Source organism: Rhodococcus sp. IEGM 1306 (genome assembly GCF_036541985.1).
In the GTDB taxonomy this organism is placed as follows: domain Bacteria; phylum Actinomycetota; class Actinomycetes; order Mycobacteriales; family Mycobacteriaceae; genus Rhodococcus_F; species Rhodococcus_F qingshengii.
The window spans coordinates 1,121,474-1,137,878 of the sequence record NZ_JAZHFF010000001.1 but is presented as its reverse complement, the minus strand read 5'-3'; the positions used below and the strand labels follow the sequence as shown (position 1 = coordinate 1,137,878).

Annotated in this window: 11 protein-coding genes; 1 reads left to right on the top strand and 10 read right to left on the bottom strand. The window is 60.7% G+C overall.

Annotated elements, in window-relative coordinates; genetic code table 11:
- The first annotated feature begins 139 nt into the window (after positions 1-139).
- Entirely contained in the window at positions 140-1,066 is a 927-nt protein-coding gene (locus V3587_RS05620; RefSeq protein ID WP_052416977.1) for an endonuclease/exonuclease/phosphatase family protein, read from the top strand.
- Positions 1,067-3,281: 2,215 nt separating this feature from the next.
- On the opposite strand, the gene V3587_RS05615 is transcribed toward V3587_RS05620, so the two are convergent.
- The 10 genes from V3587_RS05615 to V3587_RS05570 form a co-directional block, all read right to left on the bottom strand.
- A complete protein-coding gene (locus V3587_RS05615; RefSeq protein WP_003946311.1) occupies positions 3,282-4,067 on the bottom strand; it encodes a glycosyltransferase family 2 protein in 786 nt (261 codons plus the stop codon).
- A 276-nt stretch (positions 4,068-4,343) separates the two neighbouring features.
- Positions 4,344-5,231 carry a MazG family protein gene (locus V3587_RS05610; RefSeq protein ID WP_080726611.1) on the bottom strand — a complete coding sequence of 296 codons (888 nt, stop codon included), beginning with the start codon at positions 5,229-5,231 and terminating at the stop codon, positions 4,344-4,346.
- 70 nt (positions 5,232-5,301) lie between these two features.
- A complete protein-coding gene (gene mfd, locus V3587_RS05605; protein WP_283376194.1) occupies positions 5,302-8,928 on the bottom strand; it encodes a transcription-repair coupling factor in 3,627 nt (1,208 codons plus the stop codon).
- A gap of 128 nt (positions 8,929-9,056) precedes the next feature.
- Complete coding sequence (locus V3587_RS05600; RefSeq protein ID WP_218747600.1) at positions 9,057-11,642, bottom strand: glycosyl hydrolase 2 galactose-binding domain-containing protein; 2,586 nt, start codon at positions 11,640-11,642, stop codon at positions 9,057-9,059.
- Positions 11,643-11,644: 2 nt separating this feature from the next.
- Positions 11,645-12,631 (bottom strand): DUF1839 family protein, encoded by a 987-nt coding sequence (locus V3587_RS05595; RefSeq protein WP_081558197.1) that lies wholly within the window; start codon positions 12,629-12,631, stop codon positions 11,645-11,647.
- Complete coding sequence (locus tag V3587_RS05590) at positions 12,631-13,587, bottom strand: amino acid--[acyl-carrier-protein] ligase (protein WP_283376193.1); 957 nt, start codon at positions 13,585-13,587, stop codon at positions 12,631-12,633. Before V3587_RS05590 ends, V3587_RS05595 begins: the two co-directional genes overlap by 1 nt.
- On the bottom strand, positions 13,584-14,774 hold the full coding sequence (locus V3587_RS05585; protein ID WP_042448906.1) for an acyl-CoA dehydrogenase family protein: 1,191 nt from the start codon (positions 14,772-14,774) through the stop codon (positions 13,584-13,586). Before V3587_RS05585 ends, V3587_RS05590 begins: the two co-directional genes overlap by 4 nt.
- Entirely contained in the window at positions 14,771-15,013 is a 243-nt protein-coding gene (locus V3587_RS05580) for an acyl carrier protein (RefSeq protein WP_003946296.1), read from the bottom strand. Before V3587_RS05580 ends, V3587_RS05585 begins: the two co-directional genes overlap by 4 nt.
- On the bottom strand, positions 15,006-15,452 hold the full coding sequence (locus V3587_RS05575) for a holo-ACP synthase (protein WP_283376192.1): 447 nt from the start codon (positions 15,450-15,452) through the stop codon (positions 15,006-15,008). Before V3587_RS05575 ends, V3587_RS05580 begins: the two co-directional genes overlap by 8 nt.
- Before the next feature lie 286 nt (positions 15,453-15,738).
- Positions 15,739-16,380 (bottom strand): ScbR family autoregulator-binding transcription factor, encoded by a 642-nt coding sequence (locus V3587_RS05570; RefSeq protein ID WP_283376191.1) that lies wholly within the window; start codon positions 16,378-16,380, stop codon positions 15,739-15,741.
- Positions 16,381-16,405 lie beyond the last annotated feature (25 nt).

The window sequence follows — 16,405 nt, the reverse complement described above, 5'->3', positions numbered from 1 at the left end:
CGCCACAAAAGCCCAGATTGACAGACTATCGGTCTGTTCTTTGGCTATTTACTTGACGGTTCCCCCGCCGACTGTCGTGGACCAATGTACCCCAGTAACGTCCCAGCGATCATTTCACCGATGCGGTACAACCGAGGTTGTGACGTTTCTGAAATGGGCATGCTGGACCACCCTCGTCGTGGGCGCAGGACTGCTCGTCCTTCGATACTTGCCGCTACGCAACCCCGCACTGCTTTCACTGGTGATCGCAGTGCCATACCTACCGCTCGCAATGGTGCCTGCAACGCTGACATTGCTCGCCACTCGCGAGTGGGTCGGCTCGATCATCGGGCTGGCGATGATCATGTTTGCAATCGGCACACAGGTCGCGGTGCCCGTCACCCCGCCTCGGACAGGCGAGGCCATGCGAATCATGTCGATCAATGTCGCAAAGGGTGCGGCCGACGTGGACGCAGTCGTCGATGCAGCGAGACTTCACAACGTCGACGCTGTCGCGGTACAGGAATTGACCCCGGCCTTTGCGGCCGCACTGGAAGTTGCAGGAATGCCCGGGATCTTCCCGTTCAGCGTCATCCGGCCAGACAATGACGCACGAGGAACCGGACTGTGGAGCCGATTCCCGATCAGCGAACCCCGTCAAATGGAAGGGTTCGGGTTTGCCTGCGTCGCAGGAACAATCGAATTCAAAGGCGGAAAATACGACCTGGTGGCGACACACATCACAGCCCCGATACAAGATCAGGATTCCACGAACTGGATCAATGAACTCGCACAAATCCGCGCACTATTGGACACGAATCTCAACCCACTCGTTATCGCCGGCGACTTCAACGCAACCGTCGATCACAGACAGTTTCGAGGTTTACTGCATGGTGGAACGCAGGATGCCGCGAGGCAGGCTGGTCGGTTCTACGTGAACACCTTTCCCGCGAACTGGTCGTGGCCGCCATTCGCCGCTCTCGACCATATTCTCGTCCCGCCCGAACTGACGGCGACAACGTTCGATACCGTCGAGATCGCTGGCTCCGACCACCTCGCAATCGTGAGCACACTCGTTCAGCGCTGACGAAAGTCAACTTTCCGCAACTGTCTGGCAATTTCCAAAACAAACCTGTAGATTGTTTTGTGGCAGATCAGCTGTCGATGAGTACGTTCTCGACTGAGGACATCCTCTCAGTCCAATCGGATGTCGAAGGATTCAGATGCGGTTAGCGCGCGGTCACGTCGAACCGGCAAGCTCGACATGTCATTTCGGAGCGTCACCGAGCACTGCTGGGAACACCATCGAGATAAACAAGAGCGCATCCTCAACGCATGTGGCCACCGATGGCGGAAAGTTCACGACTTGGTTCGGCAACGAGGCTTCGCCACTGTTCGGCACACTGCACGTTCCGGCTGGGGGCACAGCACGCGGAGGGGTCGTGCTGTGCCCTCCGATCGGAAAGGAGCATGTCGATTCTTATCGCGGCCTGATGCTCCTGGCTCAAAAACTTTGCGCGCAGGGCATGTTAGTCCTTCGGTTCGACTATCTAGGCACAGGTGACTCGTCCGGTGAACAGACCCGAGAAGACGCTGTCCAGATATGGGAGTCGAGCGTCGTGGAGGCTGCTGAGTTTCTCCAGTCCTGCGGAGTTCGCGAGATCACACTGGTCGGGCTGCGAGTAGGCGCGTTGGTCGCAACTTCCGCGGCGTCGAGGATACGAGATATGACGACGCTGGTACTTTGGGACCCCGTCATCCGTGGGCGCACGTTCGTTCAGCAGCAGAAGGCATTGAATCGGCTCACAGCGGCCCCCGATGCCGACGATCCACTCATCCCGCTCGTCGGGATGTCGGTGCACCCACTTGCTGCACAACGTCTTTCGGGTATGAATCTCACTGCGCTCCCCATCGACCCTTCAATTAAGGTCCTAGTTGCGTCGCGGCCAGAGCACGCCGACACTGCACGAGTAAGACAACTCGTAGAATCACTGTCAGCTGACCACATGAACATCGACGGCCAGGCCCCCTTCATCGAGCCAGCCGACTTCGCGGTCCAAATACCCTGGCATACAGTGTCTTCTCTGGCGCAATGGATTGGCGATTCGACGCGCTCGCCACGCACAAGTGTCACCGCACATCTTCGTCATTCCACGACCTTGTTGAACTCTCAGTTCGAAATCCCGATCACCGAATACATCTCCTACGCCGGCACGAACCGTATGCTGACTATCCGCACAGCGCCGGCCTCGAGCATCCCCGGCGGCCCGACTCTAGTTCTATATGGCACCGCGTCCGAACACCGGATCGGTCCCAGTCGCCTTTGGGTTGAGTTGGCAAGAGAGTTGGCAGGCTACGGAATCACGACTATCCGCTTCGACCGCACTTCAACCGGCGAAACGACCGCTGCGCAGGATCGAGAAATCAGCACCATCTACACACCCGAGCAACGCGCTGATGGCGTAGAGGCAGCCAGAAACGCTGGCGTGTGCCCAGAAAACCTGGTAGTTGCCGGCTTGTGCTCCGGATCGTGGAGTGCCGCAATCGCTGCCGCAGAACTCGGAGCAAATCGCGCAATACTAGTCAACCCCCTTCGGTGGACTACGCGACAATTAGAGTTCACGCGAAGCCAGTCTCTCGCGCCTGCAGAATGCTCGCGAGGAACCTTCGCGCTTCGAGCACACAACTGGGCCGTCAGGTTCAAGGACAAGCTTCGTGACCGATTGCCGTATCGCGTCTGGCTCGCATTGGGTCGGATTGGTCTCGTGCAGGTCCCAGAGGTGCTTCTCGCGCCGTTGGTCCAAGCAGGCGTCGCAACGACAGTGCTTGTATCACCAACCGACGAGGAATGGTTTAACGAGAATCGCGGTCGCAGCGGAGTCCAACGCCTACGGAAAGCGTTCGGCACCATCGAGATTCGACAGCTTTCGCAGGGTGATCACGCGTTGATCGGACCAAGGATTCGCGCCTCGGTTCACAAGGAAATGAAGAATTCAATCTTGACGACGTTTGGAATCCCGAGTTCACGACTACTCTCAGTGCCGCCGGAGGCTTTGAGTGATTCGGCTCAGGAGACCACTGCTGCGGCGAAATCGAGTGCATTCACATAAGCCACAATCACTCCCCGACCGCAAGTGCCGGTGGGCGTCATTTGCATGTCCGCAGCGACACTGCAGATTCGAACCGGTGAGGCGAAATGTCGACATCCAACAATGTTGACACATCGAGATCGTCTCGTGCGGGGATTGAACGTAGGAAGGCCCTCCCGCCGGACAGGTGGGAGGGCCTTCGCCAGTCACCGACTACTTTGCGCGAGCCGCTTCCCGTAGCGGAACCCGACGCTCACTCCGGATGGTTCGCAGTACTCGAAATCCGTCACGTACTGCGTTGAGATTGCTCTCGCCATAGATACGGTCGCGCTCGTAGCTCGGCACTTCGGATATCTTCAGTCCTGCATTGGCTACCCGAACATTGATCAAGGTTTCGATCTCGAAACCGTCGCCCCATTGCGCCTCCGCGGTACCAGTCTCCGGCAGGTTCATGACAGGTATGTGGCGACGCCAGAACGCGTTGTAGCCGTAGCATAGGTCGCTGAAAGACGCACGGAACTTGATGTTTACGATTCCATTCAGTGCTTTGTTTCCAAGTTTACGAGAAAAAGTGATGTCATCGCTCCCCCCTCCTTGCGCAAACCGTGTCCCCTTGGCAAAGTCGGCCCCCTGCACAAGCGCATCGACGAACAAAGGAATCTCCGCAGGGTCCGTCGAACCGTCAGCGTCGATCATGACGACAATGTCACTCGTTGCCGCCCGAAATCCACATGCGAGTGCGTTGCCTTTCCCTCGTCTCGTCTGCGTTACGATCGTCGCCTTCGGCCACAACCGCTTGGCAACATCCACCGAATCATCGATCGAATGGCCATCGACGAAAACGATCTCATCGATTCCGTCAGGCATCCGCTCTGCAACGTAAGGCAGATTTTTCGCCTCATTCATCGCCGGCACCACCACCGTCACAGAGGGACGCTGTGAAGCCGGTGCATGCTCCTGCTCGGATATCTGGATGCGGTCAGTTGTGTCCACGCTCATTGGTCCTCTGTCTCCCCGGTTGCGTCCCCCGCCAGATATCAAAACGGTGAACCTTTGGCTTCAAGCAAATAGTTGGCCAACCGCCGAACGCCCCACCGTCCGACGAAGACTGGCTCGCCTCTCGCTTGACCTGTACCGAACCAACGGTTGGTACCCCCAACCCTGCACGTAGAGCGGCACGGTTTGCTTGTCTGGAGATAAACATACCTTGAGTTTGTTTATTTCGCAGCCTCGAACTCAGGTGACCTTCCACTCAGCTACAGAACGGCAATCAAATCACGGGAGCCGCCGAATTCGCCAAGCATCAGCCCACCGTGCGGTCGAACGAGCAGAAGGCTCCTCGCCCTGCACATTCACCGAATTTCTCGCCGACGACTGAATCATCGACTCCGCATCACGAAAGTGTTCAGCAAAGCGCTGAGCCTCGAGGCGAAGAGCCTCGTCGGCGTCAAGGGACCGCGCAACCGCGTCCCGCAACTCAACCGGTACCAGGTCCTCGGGGAACCCTCCACGGACAGCCCTCTTCACATACTGCTCAGCCAGCATCGCTGCGGGTTGGCTTTGTGCAATGCCGTCGAGCTCTGAGGCACGCGACTTCTCCTCCGCCTTTCGCTGATCCCATGCTCGCTCCTGCGCCGCAATGTCGACCGACTCCGACGGTTCGCCGGCCAGGTGTGGGCTCCGGTGGCAGAGTTTCGCCACCAATGCGCCGGCAATCGTGTCTATGTCGACTGGCGGTGCAGTTGGCTCGCACTCCGCTATCCGTGCATGAAACAACACCTGCAACAAAAGGTCACCGAGTTCCTCGTTCAGCGCCTCGCGGTCGCCGGCCAGAATCGCATCGAGCACCTCATACGTCTCTTCCAGGAGGTAGTTCGACAAGCTCTCGTGAGTCTGAGCAACCTCCCAGCCGCCAAAACTCCACATCCGGTCCATCAACGCACTCGCTGCGACAAGTCCGTCGCCCTTCACGCGTTCAGCGGCAATCAAACGTGCACCATCCTCGAGCCTGCTGCGCGCCGCCTCACACTCGCGGTCGGTCGTCACCAATACCCGGGCGCCGGGTACAGACTCGGCAAATCGGTCCCGAACCTGCGATGGCACATCTTCGGCAATCTCGACAGGACCGGCGAGGGCAGTCAAGGCATCAATTGGAACGGACATGGGGCGAAACGGGTCGAGCACGACCACAGTCGGCTGGTGGTCGCCATCTGATATCTCGTTCACCGTGTGCTCACGCCTCGACCAGGACGGCACCGGCGGCGCGCCCGTCAATCGCCAGGACGAAGTCCGCGATGTATTGAAGTAGTTCGACGTCCCGCAGGCGATCCGAGCCGACTCCGCCGGTGCGAGGCAGCGGGAGTTGCACGAGCCCGGTCGTTGCCCGGTACTGCGCGCTCGGATAGATCCTCTTGAGCCTGATCTGTTTGGAATCGGGCAGTGACATAGGCGAGATCTTGAGCTGAGTTCCGGTGACGGCGACTTCCTCCAGTTGATACTCGCGGCAGAGCAGTCGAAGCTTGGCCACCGAGATCAGCCGTCGAACCTCTTCGGGCAGTGGGCCGTAGCGATCGACCAGTTCTTCGACTACGGCAGCGATGCCGTCGGAATCAGTTGCCGCAGCGAGCTTGCGGTACCCCTCCAACCTGAGCCTGTCACTGGTGACGTAGTCGGGCGGGATGTGTGCGTCCACCGGTAGGTCGATCCGGACTTCCTTCGTGCCCTCGTCCATGGTGATCGGTTTGCCGTCGGCTGCAGCCCGGAAGGCTTCGACCGCCTCACCGACCAGCCTGACGTACAGATCGAACCCGACCCCCGCGACGTGGCCGGACTGCTCTGCGCCCAGAACGTTTCCGGCTCCACGGATTTCGAGGTCCTTCATCGCGACGGCCATACCCGCGCCGAGGTCCGAATTCTGCGAAATCGTTGCCAGTCGGTCGTATGCCGTTTCCGTCAAAGGCTTTTCGGCCGGGTACAGGAAATAGGCGTATCCACGTTCACGACTACGCCCGACGCGTCCGCGAAGCTGATGCAACTGCGAGAGGCCCAGCGAATCCGCGCGTTCGACGATCAGTGTGTTCGCGTTCGAGATGTCCAGACCGGTTTCGATGATCGTGGTACAGACCAACACGTCGAAGTCGCGTTCCCAGAATCCTTGCACAGTCTTTTCGAGAGTGTCCTCGTTCATCTGACCGTGCGCGACGACGACGCGAGCCTCCGGGACGAGTTCGCGGATCTTCTTGGCTGCCTTGTCGATCGAGCTGACACGGTTGTGAACGTAGAAGACCTGACCGTCGCGCAGAAGTTCACGCCGGATGGCCGCGGCAACCTGCTTGTCCGCATACGCGCCGACGTACGTGAGGATAGGATGACGTTCTTCCGGCGGTGTGAGGATCGTGGACATTTCACGGATCCCGGCCATGCTCATCTCGAGAGTACGAGGAATCGGGGTAGCCGACATCGTCAGGACGTCGACGTGGGTGCGTAGCGCCTTGATGTGTTCCTTGTGCTCGACTCCGAATCGCTGTTCCTCGTCGACGATCACAAGCCCGAGGTCCTTCCAGCGAATACCGGTCTGCAGCAACCTGTGAGTACCGACGACGATGTCGATCTCACCTTCCGCCATGCCGGCGATGATTTCCTTCGAGTCCTTGGCGTCGGTGAACCGGGACAGCCCTCGCACCTTCACCGGGAACGACGCCATTCGTTCGGTGAAGGTCTGAAGATGTTGCTGTGCAAGCAGAGTCGTCGGCACCAGCACCGCCACTTGCTTGCCGTCCTGCACTGCCTTGAACGCGGCGCGGACGGCGATCTCCGTCTTGCCGTACCCGACGTCACCGATGACCACCCGGTCCATCGGAACCGGCTTCTCCATGTCGGCCTTGACCTCACTGATAACGGTCAACTGGTCGATCGTCTCGGTGAACGCGAATGCGTCTTCGAGTTCCTTCTGCCACGGTGTGTCCGGGCCGAACGCATGCCCGGGAGCAGCCTGACGCGCTGCGTAGAGCTGAACCAGCTCGCCCGCGATCTCACGAACTGCCTTGCGGGCCTTACGCTTGGTGTTTGCCCAGTCGGATCCACCGAGCTTGCTCAGCGCCGGCAACTCCCCACCGACGTATCGGGAGAGTTGATCGAGCGATTCCATCGGGACGAACAGACGATCGCCCGGGTGACCGCGCTTGCTCGGCGCGTATTCGATGACCAGGTATTCACGACGCGCCCCACCGATGGTGCGTTCGACCATTTCGACGAACCGGCCGATACCGTGCTGATCATGCACGACCATGTCCCCTGCCGACAGCGCGAGGGGATCAACCTGATTGCGGCGCTTGGCCGGCAAGCGCTTTCCGTCGCCGACCGCAGCAACGCGGTTGCCGGTCAGATCGGACTCGGTGACGATCACCATCCCAGGCGTCGAGTCGTCGCCGGCGAGTACCAGTCCGTCATGCAGTGATCCGCGGAGCACCGCGACCTGTCCACGGGCGGGGGTAGCGCCGGCATCGAGCATCTTGGCGGGCACTTCGGCTTCACCGAGTCGCTCCACGACGCGGCTTGCGGTTCCGGCACCTGCCACCACGATCGCCGCGCGACCGCCCGTGCTCACGTGCGCCCGAAGGCTGACGAACAGCTCGGCCAACAGGTCGTCGGAACCGCGCACCTGCGGTGCCGCATGCACCGGGAGTTCGAGTTCTTCACCGTTTCCCGACGCCAGCGGGCTGACTGTCCACCAGGGTCGGCCGGCAGCTTCGGCAGATTCGCGAACATGACGAAGCGACCGGTACGCGGAGGCACCGAGATCGACTCCTCCGCCGTTGAGGATCGACGTGTCGAGCGGTGCAGCGCCGCCGATCGACGCCGCCGTCCACGATGCTTCCAAGAATTCCTGGCCGGTGCGCACCAGGTCGGTGGCGCGGGTGCGCACCTTTTCCGGATCACACAGAAGAATGTGCGCCCCTTCGGGAAGTACATCGGAAAGTAGTTGCAGTTCACCGGGTTTGAGAACCGGGAGCAGAGCTTCCATCCCCTCGACGGGGATACCTGCCGAGATCTTGTCCAGCATCTCGACCAACGACGCGTCAGCCTGGTTCTCAGCAGCGAGTGCGGTAGCTCGATCACGAACATCAGCTGTCAGAATCAGTTCACGACACGGCGGCGCGATCACGGAATCGACGTCGACGTCCGCTAGCGAACGCTGATCGGCAACTGAGAAGTAGCGAAGCTCCGATACCTCGTCACCCCAGAATTCGATACGGACCGGATGATCCGCCGTCGGCGAGAACAGGTCGAGAATGCCACCACGGACCGCGAACTCACCACGCTTTCCCACCATGTCGACGCGGCTGTACGCCATCTCCACCAGACGAACCAGAACGGAATCGAAATCGATCTCGGTGCCGACGCGCAACGTGATCGGTTCTATCTCGCCCAGGCCTGGCGCCATCGGCTGAACGAGAGAGCGCACCGTGGTGACGATCACCCGAAGTGGCGATCCGTACGAGGCGTCGTCTGGTCTGGCGAGTCTGCGCAGTACCTCCACCCGTCGCCCAACGGTATCCGCGCTCGGCGACAGTCGCTCGTGCGGCAATGTTTCCCACGACGGAAACTGCGCCACTCCTCCACCGAGCATCTCGGTGAGTTCCGAAGTCAGATCGTCGGCTTCACGACCGGTGGCTGTCACCAGCAGCACCGGCGTGCGAGCGGCGAGTGCAGCGGCGATGAACGGTCGAGCCGGCTTCGGAGCCACGATGTCCAAGGCGGCCGATCCGATGGATTCGATCACCGGAGTGAACGCGGCATCTGCGAGGGCGACCTCGGCGAGTCCAGCGAGCGCAGTCTGGGCAGAGGACAAGGAAGTCAACGAACGCGCTCCTGAACAGTGATGACGGGTTGCGGACGCACAGCCCGAGCGCAATATCCCCACCGAGGCAGAGTTGTGCGCCGGTTCGATTCTATCGGTGTGCGATCTCGCAGCGCAGTCCGATCCGTTCAGTTTCCCGTAGCACTCGTCTTCTTCGACGTCCGCTTGGACGGCGAGGATTGTGTGACCGGAGTGATCGGCGGCGCCACGGCCACACTCACGTGCGAGTTGAGCGCCCGAACGCGACCGATCACTTTCGTCGCCTGACCGGTTCTCCGTAGGCGTACAGTCCTGCGACCGTTCGGCGCGAGGTGGAACCAGGAGTCTTCGGGCTCGAAGCACTGCAGTTCGAGGGCAACGTATTGGGCTGAAGCATCCGTCGAGACGTCGACTACCCACTCCGAGTCACCGACGTTGCGCGCTGTGGCAACAAGTCCGACCGATCGCTCGCGAGGCCGCGCCGGACCCCCCAGGAGGTGGACCACTTCGTCCACCATCTCGCCGTCTTCGTCTTCGAGTGTGACGGTGACGGCGTCGTATGTCCGCGCCCCGAACCGAAAGACGTGAGTGAGGTCGGTGAAACGGCCGACAAGGCTGTCCACGGACCAGGTCAGACTTGAATGCGCTTCCACCTTGACCGGTAGCGCGACGTCGACCGGGACGACACCTGACCGACTGTGCGCTCGAAACCTGATCTCGCCGACGACAGGTTCGGCGGTCTCGTTGATCGCGTCGAGCCTCAATCCGTCCATACCGTCGTCCGTGACGAGGAGCGCAATCGGTTTGGCGCTCCTACGGAGCACGAACCACGGAGCTTTGGGGCTGCCGCTCCAATCGAGGACCCCCCATCCCGGTCCGGGCTCCAGGTCTCGCAGTGCGAGTGTCAAGGCGCCGTCGCACCGAGAGTCCGGGCGACGCCAGTATCCGAGCGTCGATGCGAACGCCTCACATACAGCTGCTCGCCCCAGGTCGAGATAGCGTTCCGGGTCGGACCACCGGACTTCACGAGCGTCTTCGCCGAAAAGCGCGTGGACGTAGTGGTCCCGAACATCCTCGAAATCCCACGACGATCCGTTGTCCCGAGGCACCGCGGCTTTCCATGCCGGGTGGTGCCCCGCGACGGCGAGTGAACCGAATTCGTTCTCGATCACCGCATTCGACGGTGGAATCGAAAATGCCAATGATTCGGTCGCAAAACGTACTCGCGCGCTGAGCACGTCGGCCAGTGGACGACGATAGGCACCCACCCCGAAGTAGTGAGCGACCCCGCTTCCGACATGCGTTGCCAATTGCTCGCCCCCGCGAGGCGCCGAGGGGGACGAAGTCACGTACTCGAGTTCGGGTGCCACCGTCGAGATCAACTCCGGCAGTCTCGAATGAATGAGCGGGATGTGTTGATCGACCAAGCCCAGCATGGTCGGCTGCTGTTCGGTCTCGCTGCCGCCGCAGAAGACTGCCAAAGCGGGATTTCCGCGCACTCTGTGCAAGAACTCGGTGACCTCGGAGGCAACGAGTTCGAAGAATTCGTCGGTGTCGGGCGGATCGAGCGTCGCCAACATCATGTCCTGCCACACGAGAATGCCCAGTCGCGCGCATTCCTCCCAGAAGTGGTCGCTCTCGTAGACCATCGTCCCCGGGATTCGAATCATGTTCAGGCCGGCCTCTGCCAGGCGTTCCAAGACGCGAGTGGTGCCGGCGTCGCCTTGAAGCGAGATCGGGTCGGTCGGCACCCACACCGAACCACGGCAGTACACCCGGATGCCGTTGACATACAAACGGAATCCACCATCGGATCTGTCGAACTCCACCGTCCGGAAGCCAACTGAACCGAGATGCTCGGAGACTCCGACCGCTTCCATCGTCACCCGATAAGTGCGCGGGGTGCCATGAGTGTGCGGCCACCACAACTGCGCGTCCGGCACTTCGACGACGCCGGACACCTCGAGAAATCCATCCGGTCCGGCGGATACAGCCAATTGCCGCGAGTGATCGCCGACGCGCACGGTCACGTACTCCAGCGAGGCCGGCAATCCGGTGAGCCGAGCACTGACGGCAACACGACCGGTTGTGCCGTCAACACTCGCATGCTTGACAGCAGAGACTAAGGCGGCAATCCCCTTGTCCAACAAGCGGATACCCCGCCACGGACCCACCGGTACCGGTACACCACTGAACACGGGAGCCATACCGAGCATCGTGGTTCGTATCCACCGAAGACCCTGTTCACGGACCATCGACGATCGCCAACGTCCTCGAGGACGCCTCGATCTCAAAATCGCGGAGAGAGAATGAAAATGAACAGCCACCTGGACACGTTTACCAGCGCCGACTCCGGCCGGAATGCTCACTTCCCCAGGTGCGAACATGGATTCAGTGGACGCGACACGGACACCGCCGATCCAGACATCCGCAAACGCCGTCATACCGTCGAACTGGAGCAGCCACGACCCCTCACCAGTCGTGGCCACGGTAGTCACGAACCACCAGTCCGACGATGAAACGGATGATTCTGAAACAGACGACGACGAAACGGACTTCGTGCGTCCGGCGTCCGTCTGCTCCGCACGTAACGCACCGACGACTGTTCCAGGCACGGACGCTGCGACCCACTCGGTCACGGCTTCGAGGGCATCCGGGTCAGATATGGATCCGGGTTCGGTTGCAGCGCATCGCCATATCGCGCCGGCCAGCAGGTCTGCTGACGAACGAGGCACTGTCAGACCAACCTCAGGTGTCGATGCGAGTCGACGCCGACTGTGTCGGCAACGATTTCCATCGCCCTCTTCCACGACACGGCCATCTCGTCGAGTTGCTCACGCGGGTCCACCGCGCGACCCCTGGAGGCACGCGCCATCTGAAACTGCACGCTCTTGGCACCGGATGCCACTTTGCGGAAATCTGGCGCAGCTTCGCCTGTCCCGGAGAAACCTGCAGTGTCCAAGAACTCGCTGGCGTCGGCAGCCAGCTCCGCGCTGGCCCCGCACTGACGAAGTAGCCCGAAGGACCAGAGGTGAAAGGCATCCATACCCGCCCCCTGCACCCATTCGAGGTCTTCGATCACCTTGCGTCCCAGCTCTCGCACGGGATTACCCACCGCTCGAACCGCTACATTCCGCCGAGCCACTTCGGCGATGTTTCCGGCGTTGGTCGCGTGAACCGGATTCAACCTGATCTGTTCGACATAGGGCACGAACGAAGGAAGTGAGGAACGATCGAGATCGAAGACGCCGGAGAAATCGTCGCCTCGCAGCAAGTAGTACCCGCTGTTGTGAAAGTACTCGAGCTCGCCGGCAACGCGATCGATCCGATTGGGCACGATCGTGGTCTTGGTGTGCCCCTCGTGATAGCTCGTTCCAAGAGTGTCGGGAAGCCAGTATCCGTCCACTTCAACCGTCGACAGCATCCCAACCGCGAGGTTGTCCTCGACATGGATCAGCGGTGCCCGCCAGACGTTCATCTCGGCGACTTCGATTCCGTACAGCGCGTAGATGTCCTCGGCCTTGAGCTTGAGGAACGTCCACTGAGTCCCGTCGAACCGCGATGAGAAGGCACATGCCAATGCCGGGACGGGGTCCAACCCCAGCGAATGCAACACTTCGATCCACAGATCCGTGTAGCAGTTGGTCTGCGCCCACACGCGGTCGTCCTGGTGCAACGAATGGGGCCGGTAGCGATCAGGTGAAATGTCGATGAGCCGTGACATCAGATGCCCATTCGTTCACGAACGGAGGTTGGCCATGCAGCCACGTCAAGACCATGAGTCCGCAACAAGGACAACGCGATTCGCTCCATCCCGAAGCCGACGCACGAGCTGTGTGCCACCTCCCCCTCCGCCGTTCGGATGTCGAAGTTGACACCGAAATGGTCGAGATGTTTGTTCGAGGACACGATCGCCGTGCCCTCGTCGAGATCTCCGTAGAGCCGAACTGTCAGTTCCGTCTTGAGATTCTCTTCACGCTGGTTGGCTGCAAGCATCTTTCCGGCGCGCCCGAAGAAAGGATCATTGGCGATCACCGGGGTAGCGTCGAGTTCGAGCCGGCCGAGCACCTCGAGCCCCCGCTCGATCCAGTGCTCGCGATGCGCTCGCGCTGCCGCGGCGTCACCGATCGTCACGAACTCGTGCATCCGAAACGCTTGCATGCGAGCCGGATCGATGGCCGGTTCGTGCCGGAAGCAAAAACCGTAGATGTCCAGCAGCACGCCGCCTTCGGGCAGAACTCCGGTGTACCGCGCATAGGCAGGATGGCACGCTGCGGACACGAGCATGGTCTCGGTCGGCTCGAGGTGGCGGTCCCACGATTGTCCGTCGGCGCGATCGGCCAGCAGTCGCGCGTGATCGCGATTGGAACCGGCGAAGGTGTTGATGGCGCCGGTGAGGTTGGGAAACGAAGCGATGTAGTCGGTGCGCTCGAAACTGCTCCGCGGGAACACCGGCGGGAACCGCAGCCGAGTCGCGGCGTCGCCTGGCCCCGCTGCAATCACCACTCGGTCGATACCGTCGACGATGTCCTCGAACACTCCGGAACGCCCGTAGAGTCCCGGCACCTCCGTCTCGACGAGAAGTCCTTCGACGAGCAGTTCACGTTGAAATGCAGCCCGGGCCCGATCCAGATCGGTCTCGCCTGTCACAGTCTCGGTCGTCACAGTCTCGTTCGTCATAGCGTTCCCCGGTATCCGATAGCCATGTGCGCTGAACCTGCCATGATTCGATCGTTGTTCACCATCACCGCTGCGCCGTGCGCGTCACGAAGGTGCCGACCGAGCGAGAATTCGGTGTCCTCGCGATATCCCGAGATTCCACAGATCAACATTGTCTGCCCCACGATTTCCACCACCGCTGTCGACGCTGTGACTTTCAGGTTGTTCATTGCGAGCGAAAATCCCACCGCTCCCGTCGCCTCGAAATCGGCAACGCCTTCCTCCGCGTGGACTGCGCGGTCGTACCTGCGTGCAGAGGCGCCGACGAGATCGGCGAATTGTTGTGCCGAAGCGGCAACTTCGGCGAGCCGCAGCGCTCCGGGGGAAGTGACCCCGGGCTGCTTGCGGGCGGCGGCACGCACGTACTTGCGCGCCTTCTCGACTGCAGCGTCGGCAATTCCCAACCACACCGAACTCCAGACGACGTGCGAGACCGGAAGCATCGTGTGGGTGGAGATATCGGAATACGGTACGTCGGCGACCATCTCCGGCGTCGAGGTGGCCCGAAGGATGTAACCGAGACTGCAAGTTCCCCTCAGCCCCAGCGTGTTCCACTCGGTGGTGCGTTCGAGCGTCAGGTCTGGGGTACGACACACCACGAGAACCTGATCGTTCGGCTGACTCTCCGGTGTTCGCCGAGCCGTCACGACTATCGCGTCGGAGTGTTCACCGTACGAAATGACAGGCGCGTTCTTGATCAACAGCAGGTGACCGCCCAAGTCTTCCACCGCGCAGTAACTCCGGCTGACGTCACCACCGATTCCCAGCTCAGTGGTTGCCGATGCCAACAGCAATTGCTTGTCGACCGTTTCTTCGACAAACTCGCGTAGTGCTTCGGTGTTGCCGTGCTTGACCAACGAGTATATCTGCGTCTGATGCATCGCGAAAATCATTCCGCTTGCTGCACAGCGTGTTCCGATCACACGGGCGATCTGCGACACTTCCTGCAGCGAGAGCCCTTCGCCGCCTAGTTCCCTCGGCACAGCTACGGACAGCAGCCGTTCGCTTCGCATGGCGTCGACAGCTTCACGCGGAAACCTTGCTTCTGCATCGACTTCGTCGGCCCACACCGCTGCAACTTCGTCGGCCAACCGTGCGGCCCGCTCGAGGGCCGTTCCGGTGGAGCACTGCGATTGCGGAGCGTTCATGCAGCACCCAACTCCGTCAACGCACCCTCGATCGCCTTGACGCTTGCGAAAGTACTCTTCCGCAACAACTCGTCAGGGAACTCGATGTCGAACGAATCCTCCAGCGCCAACATGACATTCACGCTCGCGTGCGACGTCAAACCCAACTCGTAAAGATCGGCCTCTCCGTCGATCGTGCTCACGTCGACTGCCAGCCGACCGTGCTCGACGAGCACTTTCCGAATTGCCTGATCAATCATCAGCGATGTCGTCCTTCTTTTCGATGCGAGCGCCCGAGCGTGTTGCGATCACCATTGCGATGGCCACGTCCGCTTCGTGCGAGATAGATACTTGAAAATCGTGCAGATCCTGGGCCCGCGCGAGTTCCGCGGCATTACCGGACAGTGTCACCCCACAGCCACCCCACTCGGCCCGAGTGATTTCGATGGAACTCCACGGAACGGGAACGTCACCAGGCCGCACTACCTTCACCACAGCCTCTTTGGCGGCGAAACGTGCAGCCAATCGTTGATCCCGCGCCGGCCCGGCGCACGTCTGCAATTCGTGCGGGGTGAAGGTCCGATCGAGATACCTCCGCCCGAAGAGTTCAATACTTCGAGTGACATCCACGACGTTCACTACGTCACAGCCGATCCGCGGGCCGATGTCGAGCATCGGCGTCGGCGCAGTGTCACCCATCTGTCGACTCCCCATCTGGGGTCGTACACGCCGGGCAGCCCCCTATGCTGCCCGGTGCGCCGACGCCGTCACCCTGCCCTGACAAACCTTCATTCTCAGCAATTCTTCAGCTACCGATAGAACATACCGCAATCCGAAGATTGACGGCAAGATCGGACTTCCAGATTCCCATCAACACTATAAACATACTCTCAGTTTGTTTCGAATGCAGAACAAAGAGAACAATGTCCCTACCAGGACATTTGCAGCAAATTGACCAAAGGAGCAGTGCGGAGAGCCAGTGATTTCAGTGATCACTGGCAAGGCGACGGGCCGCGAATTGCCTGAAGTACTCCACTTTCGATTCCGGGACCACGATCGGAAGTATCAGATTCCACGATGCCTTCATGGAGTCCGAAAGCTCACGAACGGTCCCGGTCGCGGCTGCCATCAGCCGAACTCCCGACGCAACTTCCAACAGGAAACGAGCAATGTCAGCAGAATCCGCGTCCGAACGCAGATCACCCTCGTCGGCGGCACGGCTGGCAAGTTCACGGTAAATGTCGAGCCACACGTCCAGAGTCGCCGGCCCGGAGCCCCGGTAGTCCCCGATCTCGACCAACAAGCGGAACGTCGCTCTAACCATGGCGTCATGCGCACCGATGTCGACGATGACCGACGAAATACCGATCAGTGACTCGAGTGCGGGAGTTCGACGGTCCAACCAGAGCTCACATTTTGCGTCGAAACGTGCCGAACCCTCGTCTATCACCGCCAGCGCGAGTTCTTCCTTGGACCCGAAATGGAAGTACAGGGCGCCTTTCGTCACCTGCGACTCGGCGATGATCTCGCTCAAGCTGGCATTGGCATAGCCCAGGCGCAAGAACACACCCGCTGCTCCGCGCAGCACCGAATCACGGGTGGCTTCTGCCCGCTCTTGCCTCACCATCGATCCGGCCTCCAATCACCACACA

Excerpts from the sequence above, each read along its gene's own strand:
- V3587_RS05570 (WP_283376191.1), bottom strand. The coding sequence starts at position 16,380 with ATGGTGAGGCAAGAGCGGGCAGAAGCCACCCGTGATTCGGTGCTGCGC.
- V3587_RS05590 (WP_283376193.1), bottom strand. The coding sequence starts at position 13,587 with ATGACGAACGAGACTGTGACGACCGAGACTGTGACAGGCGAGACCGAT.
- V3587_RS05595 (WP_081558197.1), bottom strand. The coding sequence starts at position 12,631 with ATGTCACGGCTCATCGACATTTCACCTGATCGCTACCGGCCCCATTCG.
- V3587_RS05610 (WP_080726611.1), bottom strand. The coding sequence starts at position 5,231 with ATGTCCGTTCCAATTGATGCCTTGACTGCCCTCGCCGGTCCTGTCGAG.
- V3587_RS05575 (WP_283376192.1), bottom strand. The coding sequence starts at position 15,452 with ATGGGTGACACTGCGCCGACGCCGATGCTCGACATCGGCCCGCGGATC.
- V3587_RS05615 (WP_003946311.1), bottom strand. The coding sequence starts at position 4,067 with ATGAGCGTGGACACAACTGACCGCATCCAGATATCCGAGCAGGAGCAT.
- V3587_RS05585 (WP_042448906.1), bottom strand. The coding sequence starts at position 14,774 with ATGAACGCTCCGCAATCGCAGTGCTCCACCGGAACGGCCCTCGAGCGG.
- V3587_RS05580 (WP_003946296.1), bottom strand. The coding sequence starts at position 15,013 with ATGATTGATCAGGCAATTCGGAAAGTGCTCGTCGAGCACGGTCGGCTG.